Origin of the sequence: Micromonospora deserti (assembly GCF_003236335.1) — a bacterium.
In the GTDB taxonomy this organism is placed as follows: domain Bacteria; phylum Actinomycetota; class Actinomycetes; order Mycobacteriales; family Micromonosporaceae; genus Micromonospora; species Micromonospora deserti.
Genome location: NZ_POUB01000147.1, coordinates 1 through 15,284, shown reverse-complemented (window position 1 = coordinate 15,284; position 15,284 = coordinate 1). Strand labels below are relative to the sequence as shown.

Annotated in this window: 12 protein-coding genes; 10 read left to right on the top strand and 2 right to left on the bottom strand. The window is 71.4% G+C overall.

Going from position 1 to position 15,284, the window contains the following annotated elements; all coding sequences use genetic code 11:
- Positions 1-277 precede the first annotated feature (277 nt).
- From C1I99_RS19830 to C1I99_RS19790, 9 genes are all read left to right on the top strand, one after another.
- Positions 278-1,135 (top strand): fumarylacetoacetate hydrolase family protein, encoded by an 858-nt coding sequence (locus C1I99_RS19830; RefSeq protein WP_111135720.1) that lies wholly within the window; start codon positions 278-280, stop codon positions 1,133-1,135.
- Positions 1,132-2,445, top strand: coding sequence for an L-fuconate dehydratase (locus C1I99_RS19825; RefSeq protein ID WP_111135719.1), 1,314 nt, complete (start codon positions 1,132-1,134; stop codon positions 2,443-2,445). Before C1I99_RS19830 ends, C1I99_RS19825 begins: the two co-directional genes overlap by 4 nt.
- The gene (locus C1I99_RS19820) at positions 2,442-3,251 is read left to right on the top strand and encodes an SDR family NAD(P)-dependent oxidoreductase (protein ID WP_111135718.1); all 810 of its coding nucleotides are present in this window, start codon (positions 2,442-2,444) and stop codon (positions 3,249-3,251) included. Before C1I99_RS19825 ends, C1I99_RS19820 begins: the two co-directional genes overlap by 4 nt.
- Entirely contained in the window at positions 3,248-4,297 is a 1,050-nt protein-coding gene (locus C1I99_RS19815) for a sugar ABC transporter substrate-binding protein (RefSeq protein ID WP_111135717.1), read from the top strand. The genes C1I99_RS19820 and C1I99_RS19815 overlap by 4 nt, the downstream gene beginning before the upstream one ends.
- Before the next feature lie 79 nt (positions 4,298-4,376).
- Positions 4,377-5,894 carry a sugar ABC transporter ATP-binding protein gene (locus C1I99_RS19810; RefSeq protein WP_111135716.1) on the top strand — a complete coding sequence of 506 codons (1,518 nt, stop codon included), beginning with the start codon at positions 4,377-4,379 and terminating at the stop codon, positions 5,892-5,894.
- Positions 5,887-6,936 carry an ABC transporter permease gene (locus tag C1I99_RS19805; protein ID WP_111135715.1) on the top strand — a complete coding sequence of 350 codons (1,050 nt, stop codon included), beginning with the start codon at positions 5,887-5,889 and terminating at the stop codon, positions 6,934-6,936. Before C1I99_RS19810 ends, C1I99_RS19805 begins: the two co-directional genes overlap by 8 nt.
- An 82-nt stretch (positions 6,937-7,018) precedes the next feature.
- Complete coding sequence (locus tag C1I99_RS19800) at positions 7,019-7,987, top strand: aldo/keto reductase (protein WP_111135714.1); 969 nt, start codon at positions 7,019-7,021, stop codon at positions 7,985-7,987.
- Positions 7,984-8,814 carry an amidohydrolase family protein gene (locus C1I99_RS19795; protein ID WP_233512598.1) on the top strand — a complete coding sequence of 277 codons (831 nt, stop codon included), beginning with the start codon at positions 7,984-7,986 and terminating at the stop codon, positions 8,812-8,814. Before C1I99_RS19800 ends, C1I99_RS19795 begins: the two co-directional genes overlap by 4 nt.
- A gap of 226 nt (positions 8,815-9,040) precedes the next feature.
- Entirely contained in the window at positions 9,041-10,963 is a 1,923-nt protein-coding gene (locus C1I99_RS19790; protein ID WP_111135713.1) for a phosphatase PAP2 family protein, read from the top strand.
- A 114-nt stretch (positions 10,964-11,077) separates the two neighbouring features.
- Here C1I99_RS19790 and C1I99_RS19785 read toward each other — a convergent pair whose 3' ends face one another.
- A complete protein-coding gene (locus tag C1I99_RS19785; RefSeq protein WP_146603997.1) occupies positions 11,078-12,238 on the bottom strand; it encodes a S1 family peptidase in 1,161 nt (386 codons plus the stop codon).
- Positions 12,239-12,511: 273 nt separating this feature from the next.
- On the opposite strand from C1I99_RS19785, the gene C1I99_RS19780 reads away from it, so the two are divergent.
- A complete protein-coding gene (locus tag C1I99_RS19780; RefSeq protein WP_146603996.1) occupies positions 12,512-13,624 on the top strand; it encodes a hypothetical protein in 1,113 nt (370 codons plus the stop codon).
- A gap of 72 nt (positions 13,625-13,696) precedes the next feature.
- Here the strand turns inward: C1I99_RS19780 and C1I99_RS19775 are convergent, their stop codons facing one another.
- Positions 13,697-15,187: an META domain-containing protein gene (locus tag C1I99_RS19775; RefSeq protein ID WP_146603995.1), complete on the bottom strand. Its 1,491-nt coding sequence runs from the start codon at positions 15,185-15,187 to the stop codon at positions 13,697-13,699.
- Positions 15,188-15,284 lie beyond the last annotated feature (97 nt).

Below are 15,284 nucleotides of genomic sequence, written 5' to 3'. Positions count from 1 at the left end.
GTGTATAAGAGACAGCCCCCGGTCGGCCGCTGACCGTCCCGGCGCGCCCTCGTGGCGTGGCCGCTCACCTGCGGGTCTGACCGCTCCACCTCTCCTGGACGGGCGGAGCCGCGACTCGACCGCAGGGACCCTGTCGTGCTGCCGGCTCGCGCTCGTCGTCGCGGCACGGCCGGTCATCAGACCTTTTCCGCAGGAATCTCGGTCGCCTCTTGCAACACGCCGGTAACTCCACTATACAACCAGGCAACAGATCCGATGTTTGGCCGGAGGGTGTGCAGTGAAGCTGCTTCGAGTGGGGGCGGTCGGCCAGGAGCGTCCAGCGGCGCTGGACGCGCACGGCCGCCTGGTGGACCTCTCCGACCTGGTGGCCGAGATCGACGGGGGCTTCCTGTCCGGGGACGGCATCGTGGCGGCGCGCGCCGCGGTGGCCAGCGGCCAACTGCCCCTGGTGGCCGAGGCCCTGCCCCGGATCGGTGCGCCGATCGCCCGCCCGGGCAAGATCGTCGGCGTCGGGTTGAACTACTCTGACCACGCCGCCGAGACCGGTGTGGAGCCTCCGACGGAACCGATCCTGTTCATGAAGGCGCCCAACACGGTGGTCGGACCGAACGACCAGGTGCTGATCCCCCGGGGCAGCGTCAAGACCGACTGGGAGGTCGAGCTCGCGGTCGTCATCGGTCGCACCGCGCGCTACCTGGAGAGCGACCGCGCGGCGCTGGCGTGCGTCGCGGGCTACGCCGTCTCCAACGACCTGTCCGAACGGGAGTTCCAGCTCGAACGCGGCGGTCAGTGGGACAAGGGCAAGTCCTGCGAGACCTTCAACCCGCTCGGTCCATGGCTGGTCACACCCGACGAGGTGCCCGACCCGCAGCAGCTGAGCCTGCGTCTGAGCGTCAACGGCACGCGCCGCCAGGACGGCAGCACCAAGAACATGATCTTCGGCGTCGCCGAGCTGGTCCGGTACGTGAGCCAGTTCATGGTGCTCGAACCCGGCGACGTCATCAACACGGGCACCCCGGCCGGTGTGGCGCTCGGGCTGCCGGAGCCAAAGCCCTACCTGCGGGCCGGCGACGTGGTCGAGGTCGAGATCGAGGGCCTCGGCACGCAGCGCCAGACGGTCGGTGAGGCGTCATGACCGCGCGGATCACCAGCTTGCGGACGTACGACATCCGCTTTCCCACCTCCCAGGAGCTAGACGGTTCCGACGCCATGAACCCGGACCCCGACTACTCGGCGGCCTACGTCATCATCGGCACCGACCACCCCGACAGGCATGAGGGCCACGGATTCGCCTTCACCATCGGGCGCGGCAACGACATCCAGACCACCGCCATCTCCGCGCTGGAACCGTACGTCGTCGGGCGTCCGCTGCAGGCCACGTTGGACGACCTCGGTGGCGTCTGGCGCGAGATGGTCCACGACTCGCAGCTGCGCTGGCTCGGCCCGGAGAAGGGCGTCATGCACATGGCGATCTCCGCGGTGGTCAACGCGCTGTGGGACCTGCGCGCAAAGCGGGCAGGCAAGCCGGTCTGGAAGCTGCTCGCCGACCTCACTCCGGAGGAACTCGTCGACCTGGTCGACTTCCGCTACCTCTCCGACGCGCTCACCCCGGGCGAGGCGCTGGACATCCTGCGCCGCGCCGAACCGGGCAAGGTGGAGCGCGAGGCGTACCTGCTCGACCACGGCTACCCCGGCTACACCACGACGCCGGGTTGGCTCGGGTATGACGACGCCAAGCTCGCCCGGCTCTGCAAGGAGGCCGTCGCCGACGGCTTCACCCAGATCAAGCTGAAGGTCGGCGCCGACGTCGCCGACGACGTGCGGCGGCTGGCCATCGCCCGGGAGGCCGTCGGCCCGACCGTGCGCATCGCCGTCGACGCCAACCAGCGGTGGGACGTGGGCCAGGCCATCGCCTGGGTCCGGGAGCTGGCCCGGTTCGACCCGTGGTGGGTCGAGGAGCCGACCAGCCCCGACGACGTGCTCGGCCACGCCACCATCGCCCGGGCGATCTCCCCGGTGCGGGTGGCCACCGGGGAACACGTCCAGAACCGGGTGGTCTTCAAGCAGCTCCTGCAGTCCGGCGCGATCTCCTACCTCCAGTTGGACGCCGCACGGGTGGCCGGGGTCAACGAGAACGTGGCGATCCTGCTGCTGGCCGCGAAGTTCGGGGTGCCGGTGTGCCCGCACGCCGGTGGCGTCGGCCTCTGCGAGCTGGTGCAACACCTGTCGATGTTCGACTACATGGCGGTGTCCGGTTCCATGGAGAACCGGGTGATCGAGTTCGTCGACCATTTGCACGAGCACTTCGTCCATCCGGTCGTGATCCGCAACGGCAACTACGTCGCCCCGACCTCACCCGGGTTCAGCGCCACCCTCCGGCGGCGGACGCTGGTCGACTACGCGTACCCGGACGGGCCTGTCTGGACGGAGGTGCCGGCGGCATGAGCGCCGAGTTCGCCGGCCTGAGCGCGGTGGTGACCGGGGGCGGCTCCGGCATCGGTCTCGCTACCGCCCGGCTGCTCGCCGAGCGGGGCGCCGCCGTCGCCTGCCTCGACCTGGACCCGTCCGGCGTGCCGGCGCCGCTGCACGGCGTCGGGTGCGACATCACCGACTCGGACTCGGTGCCCCGGGCGGTTGCCGCCGCCGCGCAGCGTCTCGGCGGGATCGACGTGCTGGTCAACAACGCCGGGATCGGCGCGCAGGGCACCGTCGAGGCGAACCCCGACGACGAGTGGCACCGGGTCTTCGACGTCAACGTGGTGGGCATCGTCCGGGTCACCCGGGCGGCCCTGCCCCACCTGCGGGCGTCCGCCCACGCGGCCGTGGTCAACACCTGTTCGATCGCGGCGACCGCCGGCTTGCCCAACCGGGCGCTCTACAGCGCGACGAAGGGCGCCGTGCAGGCGTTGACCCTCGCCATGGCCGCTGACCACGTCGCCGAGGGGATCCGGGTCAATTGCGTCAACCCCGGCACCGTCGACACCCCCTGGGTCCGCCGGCTGCTCGACGCGGCCGACGACACGGCCGCCGAGCTGGCCGCCCTGCGCGCGCGCCAGCCCATCGGGCGGCTGGTCTCCGCCGCCGAGGTCGCCGCCGCGATCGCCTACCTGGCCAGCCCGCTGGCCGCCGCCACCACGGGGACCGTGCTCGCCGTCGACGGCGGCATGCACGGGCTCCGCCTCCGGCAGGCCGCCACGACGGCCGCGGACCGCGAAAACCCGTCCCTGCCAGTGAATCGAGGAAACCCATGACGATCGGTGCGACCGCCCGAGGGGTGCTCGGGCTGTCCATGGCCGTGGCGCTCGTCGCGTCCACCGTGGCGTGCAGCAAGGATTCCGTCGGACCCGCTGCCCCGGGCGGGGGCGGCACCGGCTCGGTCGGCGTCGACCTCCCGCGCGCCGACTCCGACTTCTGGAACGCGTACGCCAGCTACGTCCCCGGCAAGGCCGGCGAGGTCGGTGTCGAACTGATTGGGCCGACCAACTCGCAGAACGACGTCCAGAAGCTGATCAGCAACGTCGACAGCCTGGTCACCCAGGGGGCCAAGGCGATCGTGATCGCCCCGCAGGACACCGGAGCGATCGGTCCGAAGCTCGACGAGCTGGCCCAGAAGAAGATCCCCGTGGTCAGCGTCGACACCCGGCCGGACAGCGGCGAGGTCTACATGGTCGTCCGCGCCGACAACCGCGCGTACGGCACGAAGGCCTGCGAGTTCCTCGGTGAGAAGCTCGCTGGCAAGGGCAAGGTGATCGAGTTCCAGGGCGCGTTGTCGTCCATCAACGGACGGGACCGGTCCGAGGCGTTCAAGCAGTGCATGACCGCGAAGTTCCCCGGCATCACGGTGTTCGAGGAGCCGACCGAGTGGGATGGGAGCAAGGCGCAGGCAGCGCTGGAGACCCGGCTGTCCACCGACCCGGACATCAAGGGCGTCTACATGCAGGCCGGCGGGGTCTTCCTCGATCCGACCCTTCAGGTGCTCAAGCAGCGCAGGCTGCTCGTCCCGCCGGACGACCCCCGGCACATCTTCATCGTCTCCAACGACGGTATCCCGCAGGAACTGGAGGCGATCCGCAAGGGCGAGATCGACGCGACCGTCTCCCAGCCGGCGGACGCCTATGCGCAGTACGGCCTTTACTGGGCCAAGCAGGCGATGGCGGGCGCGGTGCCTGGGGAGGGCCCGACCGACCACGGCAGTACCGTCATCAAGCTGCCCAACGGCTACGAGGACCAGCTGCCGGCGCCCCTGGTCACCAGGGACAACGTCGATGACCCCGCCCTCTGGGGCAACAAGAAGTAGCGCGGCCCGCGCGGCGCCGGGCGGCCCTCGGCCGGCCGGCGCCGCACGGCCCGGTGCCGGGAACCGGAGGGACTGTGTGATGGTCGACGACGAGTCCAGACCCGTGGTCGAAGCGACGGGTGTCGCCAAGCGGTTCGGCCCGACCGTGGCCCTCGCCGACGGGAACCTGACCGTGCTGCCCGGCGAGACGCACGCGCTCGTCGGCCGCAACGGCGCCGGCAAGTCCACGCTGGTGGGCGTCCTGACCGGGCTGCTCAAGCCGGACGCCGGCGAGGTCCGGTTCGCGGGCCGGCCGGCGCCACCGCTCGGTGACCGCGTCGCCTGGCGCCAGCATGTCGCCTGCGTCTACCAGAAGCCGTCGGTGGTCGGCGAGTTGTCGGTCGCGGAAAACCTCTTCCTCGACCGGCAGCCGCGCGGCCGGTTCGGTCTGCTGTCCTGGTCGCGGCTGCGGCGGGCGGCCACCGACCTGCTGGAGGCGTGGTCGGTGCCGGTTGACCCGGCCACGCCGGCGAAGGAACTGACCGTCGAGCAGCGACAGCTGGTGGAGATCGCCGGGGCGCTGTCGCACGGCGCGCGGTTCGTCATCCTGGACGAGCCGACCGCGCAGCTGGAGGCCCGGGCCATCGCGCGGCTCTTCGACCGTCTCGCCGACCTGCAACGGCAGGGCGTGACCTTCCTGTTCATCTCCCATCACCTGCCGGAGATCTACGAGATCTGCCAGCGGGTGACGGTGTTCCGCGACGCCCGGCACATCGTGACCGCGCCGGTGGCGGAGCTGGACCATGCCAAGCTCGTCGAGGCGATGATCGGTGACGCGCGTGGGCTGGTGCAGGTCGGGCACGACCGGCCGCCGGTGCCCGACGAGGCCGAGCCGGTGCTCACCCTCGACGCCGTCGGGGTGCCCGGCTTCACCGGGCCGGTCGACCTGACCGTCGGGCGGGGCGAGATCGTCGGGGTGGCCGGGTCCGCCGCCAGCGGCAAGCGGGAACTCGCCGAGGCGGTGGTGGGGCTGCGCCCGCGTACCGGTCAGGTCCGGGTCGCGGGCAGCACGGTGAAGCCGGCCAGCGTCCCGGCCGCTCTGCGGGCCGGCATCGGGTACCTGCCGGCGGACCGGAATGCCGACGGCTTCGTCCCCGGGCTCTCGGTGGCGGAGAACGCCACCATGACCGTCGCCGACCGGCTCGGCCCGGCCGGCATGGTGCTGCCGAAGCGGCGCGACGCCCGGGGCCGCAAGGCGATCGCCGACCTCGACGTGCACACTGCCGGCCCACACCAGCCGGTCGGTGAGCTGTCCGGCGGCAACGCGCAGAAGGTGGTGATGGCCCGGGCGCTGGCCCGCGACCCCCGGGTCCTGGTGCTCGTGCACCCGACCGTCGGGGTGGACGTGCGGTCGAAGGAGTCCCTGCTCGGCGTGGTGGACGCGGAGACCCGGGGCGGTCGCGGGGCGCTGCTGGTCTCCGACGAACTGGAGGACCTGCGGGTGTGTGACCGGGTGGTGGTGATGGTGGCCGGCCGCGTCGCCGCCGAGCACCGCCGCGGCTGGGACGAGGCCGAGCTCGTGGCCGAGATCGAAGGGATCGGTGAGAAGCATGTCTGAGACGCTTGCCGTCGGCGGCCCGGAGGCGCCGCCGCGACCGCCCACGCCCACCGGTCGCCCGATCAACCGGCTGCGGCTGGCGCGGCTGCGCGACCTCGCCCTGGTCCCACCGATCATCGCGCTGCTGATCTATGGCTACACGCTCAAGCCGGACGTGTTCCTCACCAAGTCGTACCTGGTCGACACGGTGCTGAAATACCAGACCGAGCTGGCGCTGGTGGTGCTGGCGGAGGCGCTGGTGCTGATCGTCGGCAAGTTCGACCTGTCGCTGGAGTCGATTGTCGGCATCGCGCCCGCGGTGGCGGTCTTCCTCGTGGTCGGCCAGACGTCGATGCTCGGCGCGCCGTGGCCCACCTGGACGGTCCTGCCGGTGGCGCTCGTGTTCGGCGCGCTGATCGGGGTGTTCAACGGGCTGCTGGTCGTGCGGTTCAAGCTCTCCGCGTTCATCGTCACGCTGGCGATGCTGATCGCGCTGCGGGGCCTGCAACTGGCGATCGTCGGCGGCGCGACCATCTCCAACCTGGCCAACCGGATCCCGACCATCGACAACCTGGGCAGCCTGCGCATCCTCACCGTCCCGCTGTCGATCTGGATCGTCGTCCTGGCCTTCGCCGTCGGCGTCGTCGTGCTCGGCTACACCCGGTTCGGGCGCTCGCTGTACGCCGTCGGCGGCAACCCCGACGCCGCGCGGGCCGCCGGCATCCGCGTCGAGCGGGTGATCTGGGTGACGTTCGTCGTCGCCGGCGCGCTCGCCGCCCTGGCCGGGCTGATGCTGTCGGCCCGGCTCGGCTCGGTGGCCGCCAACCAGGGCAGCGGGATGATCTTCACCGTGTTCGCCGCGGCGGTGATTGGTGGGATCAGCCTCGACGGTGGCAAGGGTTCCCTGGTCGGCGCGCTCACCGGCGTCGTGCTGCTCGGCCTGATCCAGAACGTGCTCACCCTGGCCCAGGTCAAGCCCGACCAGATCCAGGCGGTCAACGGGCTGGTCATCCTGGTCGCGCTGGTCCTGGCGCGGATGACCAGCGGCAAGGCACAGGACTGAGCGTCGTGGCGAGGCAGGGCAGGGTGCCGGGCTGCCGGAGGTCCTCCGACGACCACGGCATCGCGACGGCGGGGGAGCTGGGATGAGGACGCAGTGGCTCGGCGGGTCACGCGTACAGGTGACGGCGCTCGGCTTCGGTGGAGCCGGGATCGGCAACCTGTTCCGGGCCGTGGACGACGAGACGGCCGGCCGCGCAATCGACGCCGCGTGGCAGGCCGGGATCCGCTTCTTCGACACCTCCCCGCACTACGGCCTGGGGCTCTCCGAGCGCCGGCTCGGCGCCGCACTGACCAGCCACCCCCGCGACGATTTCACCATCGCCACCAAGGTCGGTCGGCTGCTGGTGCCCACCCCGGAGACCGCGCACCGGATCGACGACGCGGCCGGGTTCGACGTGCCGGCCGACCACACCCGACGGTGGGACTTCAGCGCCGACGGGGTACGCCGGTCGCTGGAGTCCAGCCTCACCCGCCTGCGCCTGGACCGGGTCGACGTCGTGCTGATCCACGACCCAGACGAACACTGGCGACAAGCCGTCGAGGAGGCGTACCCGGCGCTGCACGACCTGCGCGACCAGGGCGTCGTGGGCGCGGTCGGCGTCGGCATGAACCAGTGGCAGATGCTGGAGCGGTTCGTCACCGAGACCGACATCGACACCGTCCTGCTCGCCGGGCGTTACACGCTGCTGGACCAGTCGGCGGCACCGAGCCTGCTGCCCCGCTGCCTGGACCGCGGGGTATCCGTGCTCGCCGCCGGCGTGTTCAACAGCGGCGTGCTCGCCACCGAGGAACCGGGCCGGACGTACGACTACCGTCCGATCCCGGACGCGCTCTACGCCCGGGCCACCCGGATCGCCCAGGTCTGCCGCTCCCACCGGGTGCCGCTGCCCCAGGCGGCGATGGCGTTCACCGCACGGCATCCGGCGGTCGCGTCCCTGGTGGTCGGCGCGCAGAGCGCCGATCACGTCACCCGCAACGTCGAACTCGCCGGCGCGCCGGTGCCCGACGCGCTCTGGTACGACCTCGCCGCCGAAGGACTGGTCCAACTGTGATCGTCGACGCGCACCACCACCTGTGGGACCCCACCGCCCGGACGTACCCCTGGCTGGCGGGTGACGCCCTCGCGCCGATCCGCCGTCCCTACACCCTGGACGACCTGCGCGTCGCGGCCGGCGACCGGATCGGCGCGACCGTCCTGATCCAGACGGTGTCGTCGGTGGCCGAGACCGAGGAGTTCCTCGCCACCGCACGGGCGAGCGGGGGACTGGTCGCCGGGGTCGTCGGCTGGCTCGACCTGACCGGTCCCGACGTCAATGGCGAGATCGACCGGCTGCGCCCCGGTCCGCTCGTCGGCGTGCGCCACCAGGTGGAGGACGAGCCGGACCCGGACTGGCTGCTCCGCGACGACGTCACCCGAGGGCTCACCGCGCTCGGCGCGCGCGGGCTGGCGTACGACATTCTCGTGCGCGCCCCGCAGCGGCCCGCCGCCCTGGCCGCCGCCCGGCGGCTCGACGGCGTCCGGTTCGTCGTCGACCACGCGGGCAAGCCGGCCATCGCGGCGGGGGAGTGGGAGCCGTGGGCTTCGTGGATCACCGCCATGGCCCGGTGCGAGGCGGTCGTGTGCAAGCTGTCCGGGTTAATCACCGAGGCGGCCTGGGACGACTGGGACGCTGCGCGGATCCGTCCGTACGCCGACCACGTGCTGTCCGCCTTCGGCGCCGACCGGGTGCTGTTCGGCTCCGACTGGCCGGTGTGTGAACTCGCGGGCCGCTACGCCGACGTGCTCGCGCTCATCGACGAGCTGTTGGCCGGCTGCACGGCGACCGAGCGGGCGGGCGTGCTGGGTCGCACCGCGCGCCGCGTCTACGCCCTGTCGTGACCGCGCGGGCCGCGCTGCGGGCGGTGACGGGGGCCGCCGACGACTCGCCGCACCGAAGGGGGTAAGCATCCGGGAGCCCGCCACCTGGCGCGGTCGGAGCCGATCATGCACCGCTGTCCAGTGTTCACACGGTGCTTAACCCGCGTTCGGCGTCGGTTGGCTCGCTTCGTCAAGGCTTCCGGCTCGTCGAGGAAAGTCATCCCGGGAGTACGGAGACACAGAGCAGATGAAGCCACGCGACACCATAGGCCGGCGCCGCTTCCTCGGTTACACGGCAGCCGTCTCGGCCGGATTGGTCGTCGGGCCTGGGCCGCTCTCCTGGCTGGCGGGCGCGTCGGCCGCCGGTGCCCACCGGACGCGGCGACCGGACCTGGCGGCGTTCGTTGACGACTACCTCAGCAACACCACGGCCAACCTCACTCCCGACACCAACGCGGCGGTGCGGATCCTCTCGGGGATGGCCCGCCTGTGGCGCACCGGCACGGACTGGAACACGGGTGTCGCGCTGGCACCGGACGTGTTGCGCGCCAACATCCGGTACGTCGTCGAGGTGACCAGGGCGCGGACCGAGGAGCAGGCCCGCCTGGCGTTCATCGTCGACCGGCGGCACCAGAGCTATTCGGTGATCGACGGGCTCGGTCCGCTCGCCGCACTGTACCGATCGGGTGCCAAGGCCGTCACGAGTATCACGGACGCACCGGATGGCACGCCGCCGGGGCGGATCAGCGACACCCTGCCGGCCGACGCGCCGGCCGGATCCGCGCTGGGGGCCGGCTCTCCCGACTCGGAACTCGGCAGCGTCGTCGCCCTCGTCAACACGCTGCGTGGCCCGCACGCGTCGAGCAACCCGAGCAAGCTGGCCTACCAGTATCCGAGGCCGTGGCGGCTGACCGAGGACAGCCGGGTTGTCGACACCGGCGCCGTCGACGCGCTCGGCTTCCCGGTCTACGACTCCGACGTCGTGGTCCCGGTGCAACTGCTACGCCAGCGCAGCACGGACCCGGCTCACGACGGCGGGTACGTCAGCGGCCACACCAACGCCCTCTACCTGGCGGCCATCGCGCTCGCGTACGCGATTCCCGAGCGGTTCCAGGAGCTGCTGGCCTGCGCTGCCGAGTACAGCGACGCCCGGATCCTGGCGGGCATGCATTCGCCGGTCGACGTCATCGGCGGGCGCATCCTGGCCACCGCGCTCGCCGCCGCGGCGCTGCACGATCCGCGGTACGCGGCCCTGAAGGCGGCCGCACGCCGTCAGACGGCCGCGTACTTTCAGGCCCGCACGGCCACCACGGCCGACACCCTGTACGCCTACGCGCATACCGCCGGTCCGGATGGCGACCCATTCGCCGACCACGCCCGCAACGCCGCCAGGTACACCGCCCGGCTGACGTACGTCCTGCCCAGGAGCGGCCGGACCATCGAGATGACCGTGCCGAAGGGCGCCGAGGTGCTCCTGGAGACCCGCCTGCCCTACCTTGACGCCGACCAGCGCCGGGAGGTTCTGCGCAGCACCGCCCTGCCGTCGGGCTACGCCCTGCTCGAAGGGCCCGAGCAGTGGGGCCGGTTGAACCTGTTCGCCGCGGCGGACGGGTACGGCAGCTTCGATCGTGACGTTCACGTCACCATGAACGCCGCCGACGGCGGCTTCAACGCGACCGACACCTGGCGCAACGACATCGACGGCCGCGGCGGTCTGGTCAAACAGGGCACTGGAGCGCTCACCCTGGCCGGCTCCAACCGCTACTGCGGCGGCACCCGGCTGGAGGCCGGCATCCTGACGGCGGCATCGTCGAAGGCGCTCGGTACCGGCGACGTCGACGTCTGCGGCGGCACGCTGCGGGTCCTGCCCGTCGGTGGCGGCGTGCGGGTGGGCGGCGACTACCGCCAGGCACCGGGCACCGTGCTGGAGGCGACGGTACGCCGCGCCGGCCGACCCGCCGTCACCGTCGACGAGACAGCCACCCTCGGCGAGGGCAGCCTGCTCCACATCCGGCTGGACCCCGCGCATCCGCCGGTCCCGGGCAGCACCGTTGTCGTCATCCGCGCCCGCAGACTGCGCGGCCGGTTCAGCGCGGTCACCGTCGCGGGCATGCGCGCCGTACCCATCTACACCGACCGCGGGCTGTCGGTTCGGCTGCACGCCAGCTAACGACACCGATCGGTTTCCCGTAGCGTCCATCGTCGGGCGCGGGGCCGTCAGAAACCGGCTGCCGGGAAGTCCCGGCAGCCGGTTTCTGAGGCACGGTGGCGATGGGCTACGGGGTCAGTAGACGTACAGGCCCTTGGCGCTGAGGACCTCCTGGACCGGCTGGTGGTAGCCCCGCTTGTCGCTCACGCTGGTGTTGCACGGGTCATCACCGGTGTTGCTGCCAGAATGGATGCCGAGCGCGACGGTTCCGTGGTAGACCGGCCCGCCGCTGTCGCCGCCCTTGCCGCACAGGCTCGTCTTGATCATGCCGTAGAGCGTCTCGCCGCTGTCGTACGTCACGGTCGTGCTGGTCAACAGGACCTGGCCGACCAGGTCGTTGCTGGTGGCGCCGGCGCGGGACACCGACTCGCCGTCATACGGGTAGCGGGAGCTGGAGATCTGCTGGGTATCGTCGTTGACCGTGCCGTACGCGGTGACGTCGCTCTGGGTGTAGTCAATGACGGCGTAGTCATTGCCCGGCCAGCTGACGCTCGTGCGGTTGCCCAGGTACTCACCGCTCGCGGTGTCGTACCAATGCTGGGTCCCCTCGGCGCAGTGTCCCGCGGTGACGAAGTGCCTGTTGCCGCTGGAGGTCCGCACGTTGAAACCGATTGAGCAGTACAGGCTGTGGTACGTGTTGCGGATCGAGTCGCCACCGGAGGTGTAGATCTCCTCCTTCTTGATCTTTCCGGAGATCCGCTCGACGCGGACGGCACTGCCGAACTTCTCGGCGACGGCCCTCAGCTTCGCGGCGTTGGCCGGGCTGACCGTGCTGTCCAGTTCCACCGAGACCTGGTTCGTGGACTGGTCCACCCCCCAGGAAGTGCCGGGGATGCCGGCGAGCTTGTCAAATTCGGTGTGGACCGACTGCAGGGTGGCGGTGCTGTAGGCGACGATCTTGGGAACACCACCCGCCTCCCGAACCGTTTGCGCGGCCGCCTGGTCGGTGACGGCGACGATCATCTGTCCGCCGTCGTCGATGAAGACGCCGCCGGTGCGGTATTTCCCGAGCGAATCGGCCAGCGCCCGGGCGCCCGTGCCACTGATGCCGGCCGTGTCGGACAGGTCGGGCGCCGCGGCAGGTGAGCTGGGGTCCGCCTGGGCGGCGGAAGGAACGAGCAGACCACCGACCAACAGCCCGGTCAGTGCGACCGCGGTGCGGGCACGACCGGGCTGCCATCCTCTCGAAGACGTGCCGCCGGTCGCCGTAGTCGTGGTCGGGTGGCGTCGGATCACGATTCACTCCAGGGTGTCGATGGGGCTCATGTCGAGCGAGACGAACCGTAGGAGGCCCCGCTTCGAAGACTCTTCGAATCCGCCTCGATCCGCAGTGGATGTTGTCGTCCTGGGTAGTGGCTTGCGGCGTCGCAGGACGAGGCGGGCTTGCATGATCGCGTTGGTCGATCAGCCGCGAGACAATTTCCGTCAGGATCTTGACAGTTGCGAGTGCCGGCGCTGCCCGGCGTAGATCGTGGTGTCGTTCATGCGGTATGGCCGGAGGAGCGTGGTGTGAGAATCCGTTGGCGACGCGGGCTTGGCGTCATGGTGGCGGTGGTGGTCGGCGCGGTGACGGTCACGCCCGCGCCGGCGATGGGCGGCCTGGGGGAGATTACCGCGTACGTGTGGGCGGATCAGCCCTCCGCCGCGGACTACGAGCCGGCATACGGTTACGCGCAGAACAGCCACGGCGGCGTGCGGGTCGCCCGAGGGGGCACCGGGGTCTACACCGTCGTCTTCGAGGGTGCGGCGACGCGCAGCGGCGTCGCTCACGCGGTGGCGTACGGCAGCAACGCCATCTGTACCGTGGCCGGCTGGGGGCCCCCGATCTGGCCGACCGGCTCCGACCTGCTCGTCCGGGTCCGCTGCTTCGGGCCCAGCGGGGCACCGGTGGACACCCGGTTCGTCGCCAACTTCACCAACGCCACGTTGGCCGGTGACGGGCGGCTGATGTATTTCTGGGCCGACCAGGCGGTGCCGACCGGCGTGCGTACCCTCACCCACACCAACATGTACGACTCGCAGGGTGGCCCGATCTCCTACGAGCGCACCGGCGTGGGCCGGTACCGGTTCTACGCCCCCCGCAACCCCGAGCACCTGCGGCATTTCCCCATGGTGCACGTCACCGCCTTCAACACCGCCGCGGTGCACTGTCAGATCGACTGGCCGGACGGCTGGGAGGTGCGCTGCGTGAACGCCGCCGGTAACCCGGTCGATTCCCGGTTCACCGTCACCTACGGCGTGAAGGTGGACCTGACCGGGCACACCGGTGGCCGGTTCGGCAGCGGCACCTTCTACCACGAGCACATCAGCGGCGACGACATCCCCGGTGATTATTACGTCTCCACCCCTACGGGCGAGACCGGCGCGGCCAACAGGTACCTGTCCACCGGCCGGTACGAGATGACGTTCTTCGGTGTGGGTGCCGGCTACGGGCATGCCTTCGCCAACCCGGTCGGCGAGTCCCTCCCGTCGCGAGCGTGGCCCCGGGGGTACTGCGCGGTGTTTAGCTGGTGGGCGCAGGGGGCGGACCAGACGGTGCGGGTGCACTGCTTCAACTTCGATGGCGTGCCGACGAACATGAACGCCCGGGTCTCGTTCACCGCCTACCGGCCGCCCGTGTGACCCGCCCGAGAGACGGTCGGCGGCAAGCGCGCCGACGGGGGAGGCAGGGAGGTAGGTCCGGGCGGCGTCCGGTCAGGACCGTCGGGTCAGGGTGATCGTCGGCTTTGTCCCGTCCGGGGCGGCAAACGAGTACGTCAGGGTGTCACCATCGATGACGTAGTCGGCCGTGGCCCCGAGTGCGGCCCGGAACCCGTCGACACCGGGCAGGGGCATGGTCCGCCCGCCGAAGGTCATCGTGCCGTCGCCGGTGAGGTCCGACACGGTGAAGGTCCGCCCGGTGTCCGTGTACGCCCCGGTGAACCGTGCCCTGGCCTGGCCCGTCACGTCGTTCACCTGGCAGGTGGCCTCGTAGCCGGCGCTGAACCGGCCGTCGGCGGTGAAGGTCACCACCCAGGGGCCGCGGCACGAGGGCATGGCACCGTACTGCGCGGACAGCATCCGCATCACGTTCGAGACGTCGGTGACCCACTCGCCGACGAGGTCGCTCGCCTCGCACGCCTGCTCGACGGTGCGGAACTCGGCCACCACGGCGACCTCGCCGGCGGCCGTCGCCCCCACGGCGGCGGCGCCCTCGCCCGGCGTGACCTGCGGGACGCCGTCGAGGCTCGCCCCGTCCGGGCAGGTGCATCCCCCCTCGACCAGGCAGAACAGCGCAGTGCCCCCGGGGTTCAGCTCCACCGTGCCGGCCCCGGGCATGGCGGCGGCCCCTGCGGCGCCGCCTTCGAGAGCGACCCGCAGCACCTCGCCGCCGGACGCGGCGATCCGCACGGGAAGGACACCGAAGGCGGGCACCCGCATCCGGGCCTCGACGGGTTCCCCGACCGGGACGGTCACCAGCGGCGCCGCGCGCGAGCCGGTGATCCCGGGGCCGCGGGACTCCCAGACGTCACCGAGCTGTGGCGAGCGGACGAGCGAGGTCGCGATCCGGCGTACGGCCAGGGTCGCGGACCGGTCGAAGAGCGTCTCGACCGCCGGGGCGCCGCGCCGGCCGAGCATGGGCAGCGCGGTCCGCCAGGGATCGGCGCCCGCTGCGTCGGCCGCCGCGTACAGACCGATGGCGTCGTAGCTGCGCCGGGTCAGGGCCTGCGCCGGCTGCAGAAGCCAGGTGTCCCAGGGCGCGGCGCTCGACGGGGAGCCGCCGACGTAGGCTTCCCCCGCCCATTCGGCCTGCCCCTCGACGATCCACAGTGGCGCCACGTCGAGGCTGCGCAGCGGCGCGGCGTCGTACTGGAAGCAGTGCCACACCTCGTGGGCGACGGTGCTCGTGACCGAGGGAGCGTCCTGGCCGAACACGTTACGGGGAAGCAGGATGCGGCAGGCACGTACCGACTCACCGGCGACCACCGGGACCATCAGGGCGTCGCCGCCGGTCCTCGCATCCGGCACGACGCGGACGCGGACGGGCAGCCGCAGCCGGTGCCCGGTGCGCTCCTCGATGCCCGCGACGACCCCCGCCACGATCCCGGTCAGCTCCTCGTCCGAGGGCACCGTGGCGGGCGCGACCGTCGCCCCGCCGGGCCGGGCGCGCGCCTGCCCCGGCTGGAGGCTGTCCCTTATACACATCTCCGAGCCCACGAGACTAGCGCTCAGCTCGTATGCCGTCTTCTGCTTGAAAAAAAAAAAGCATGCCGCATGACCATAAGCTGAATATGACGCGTAT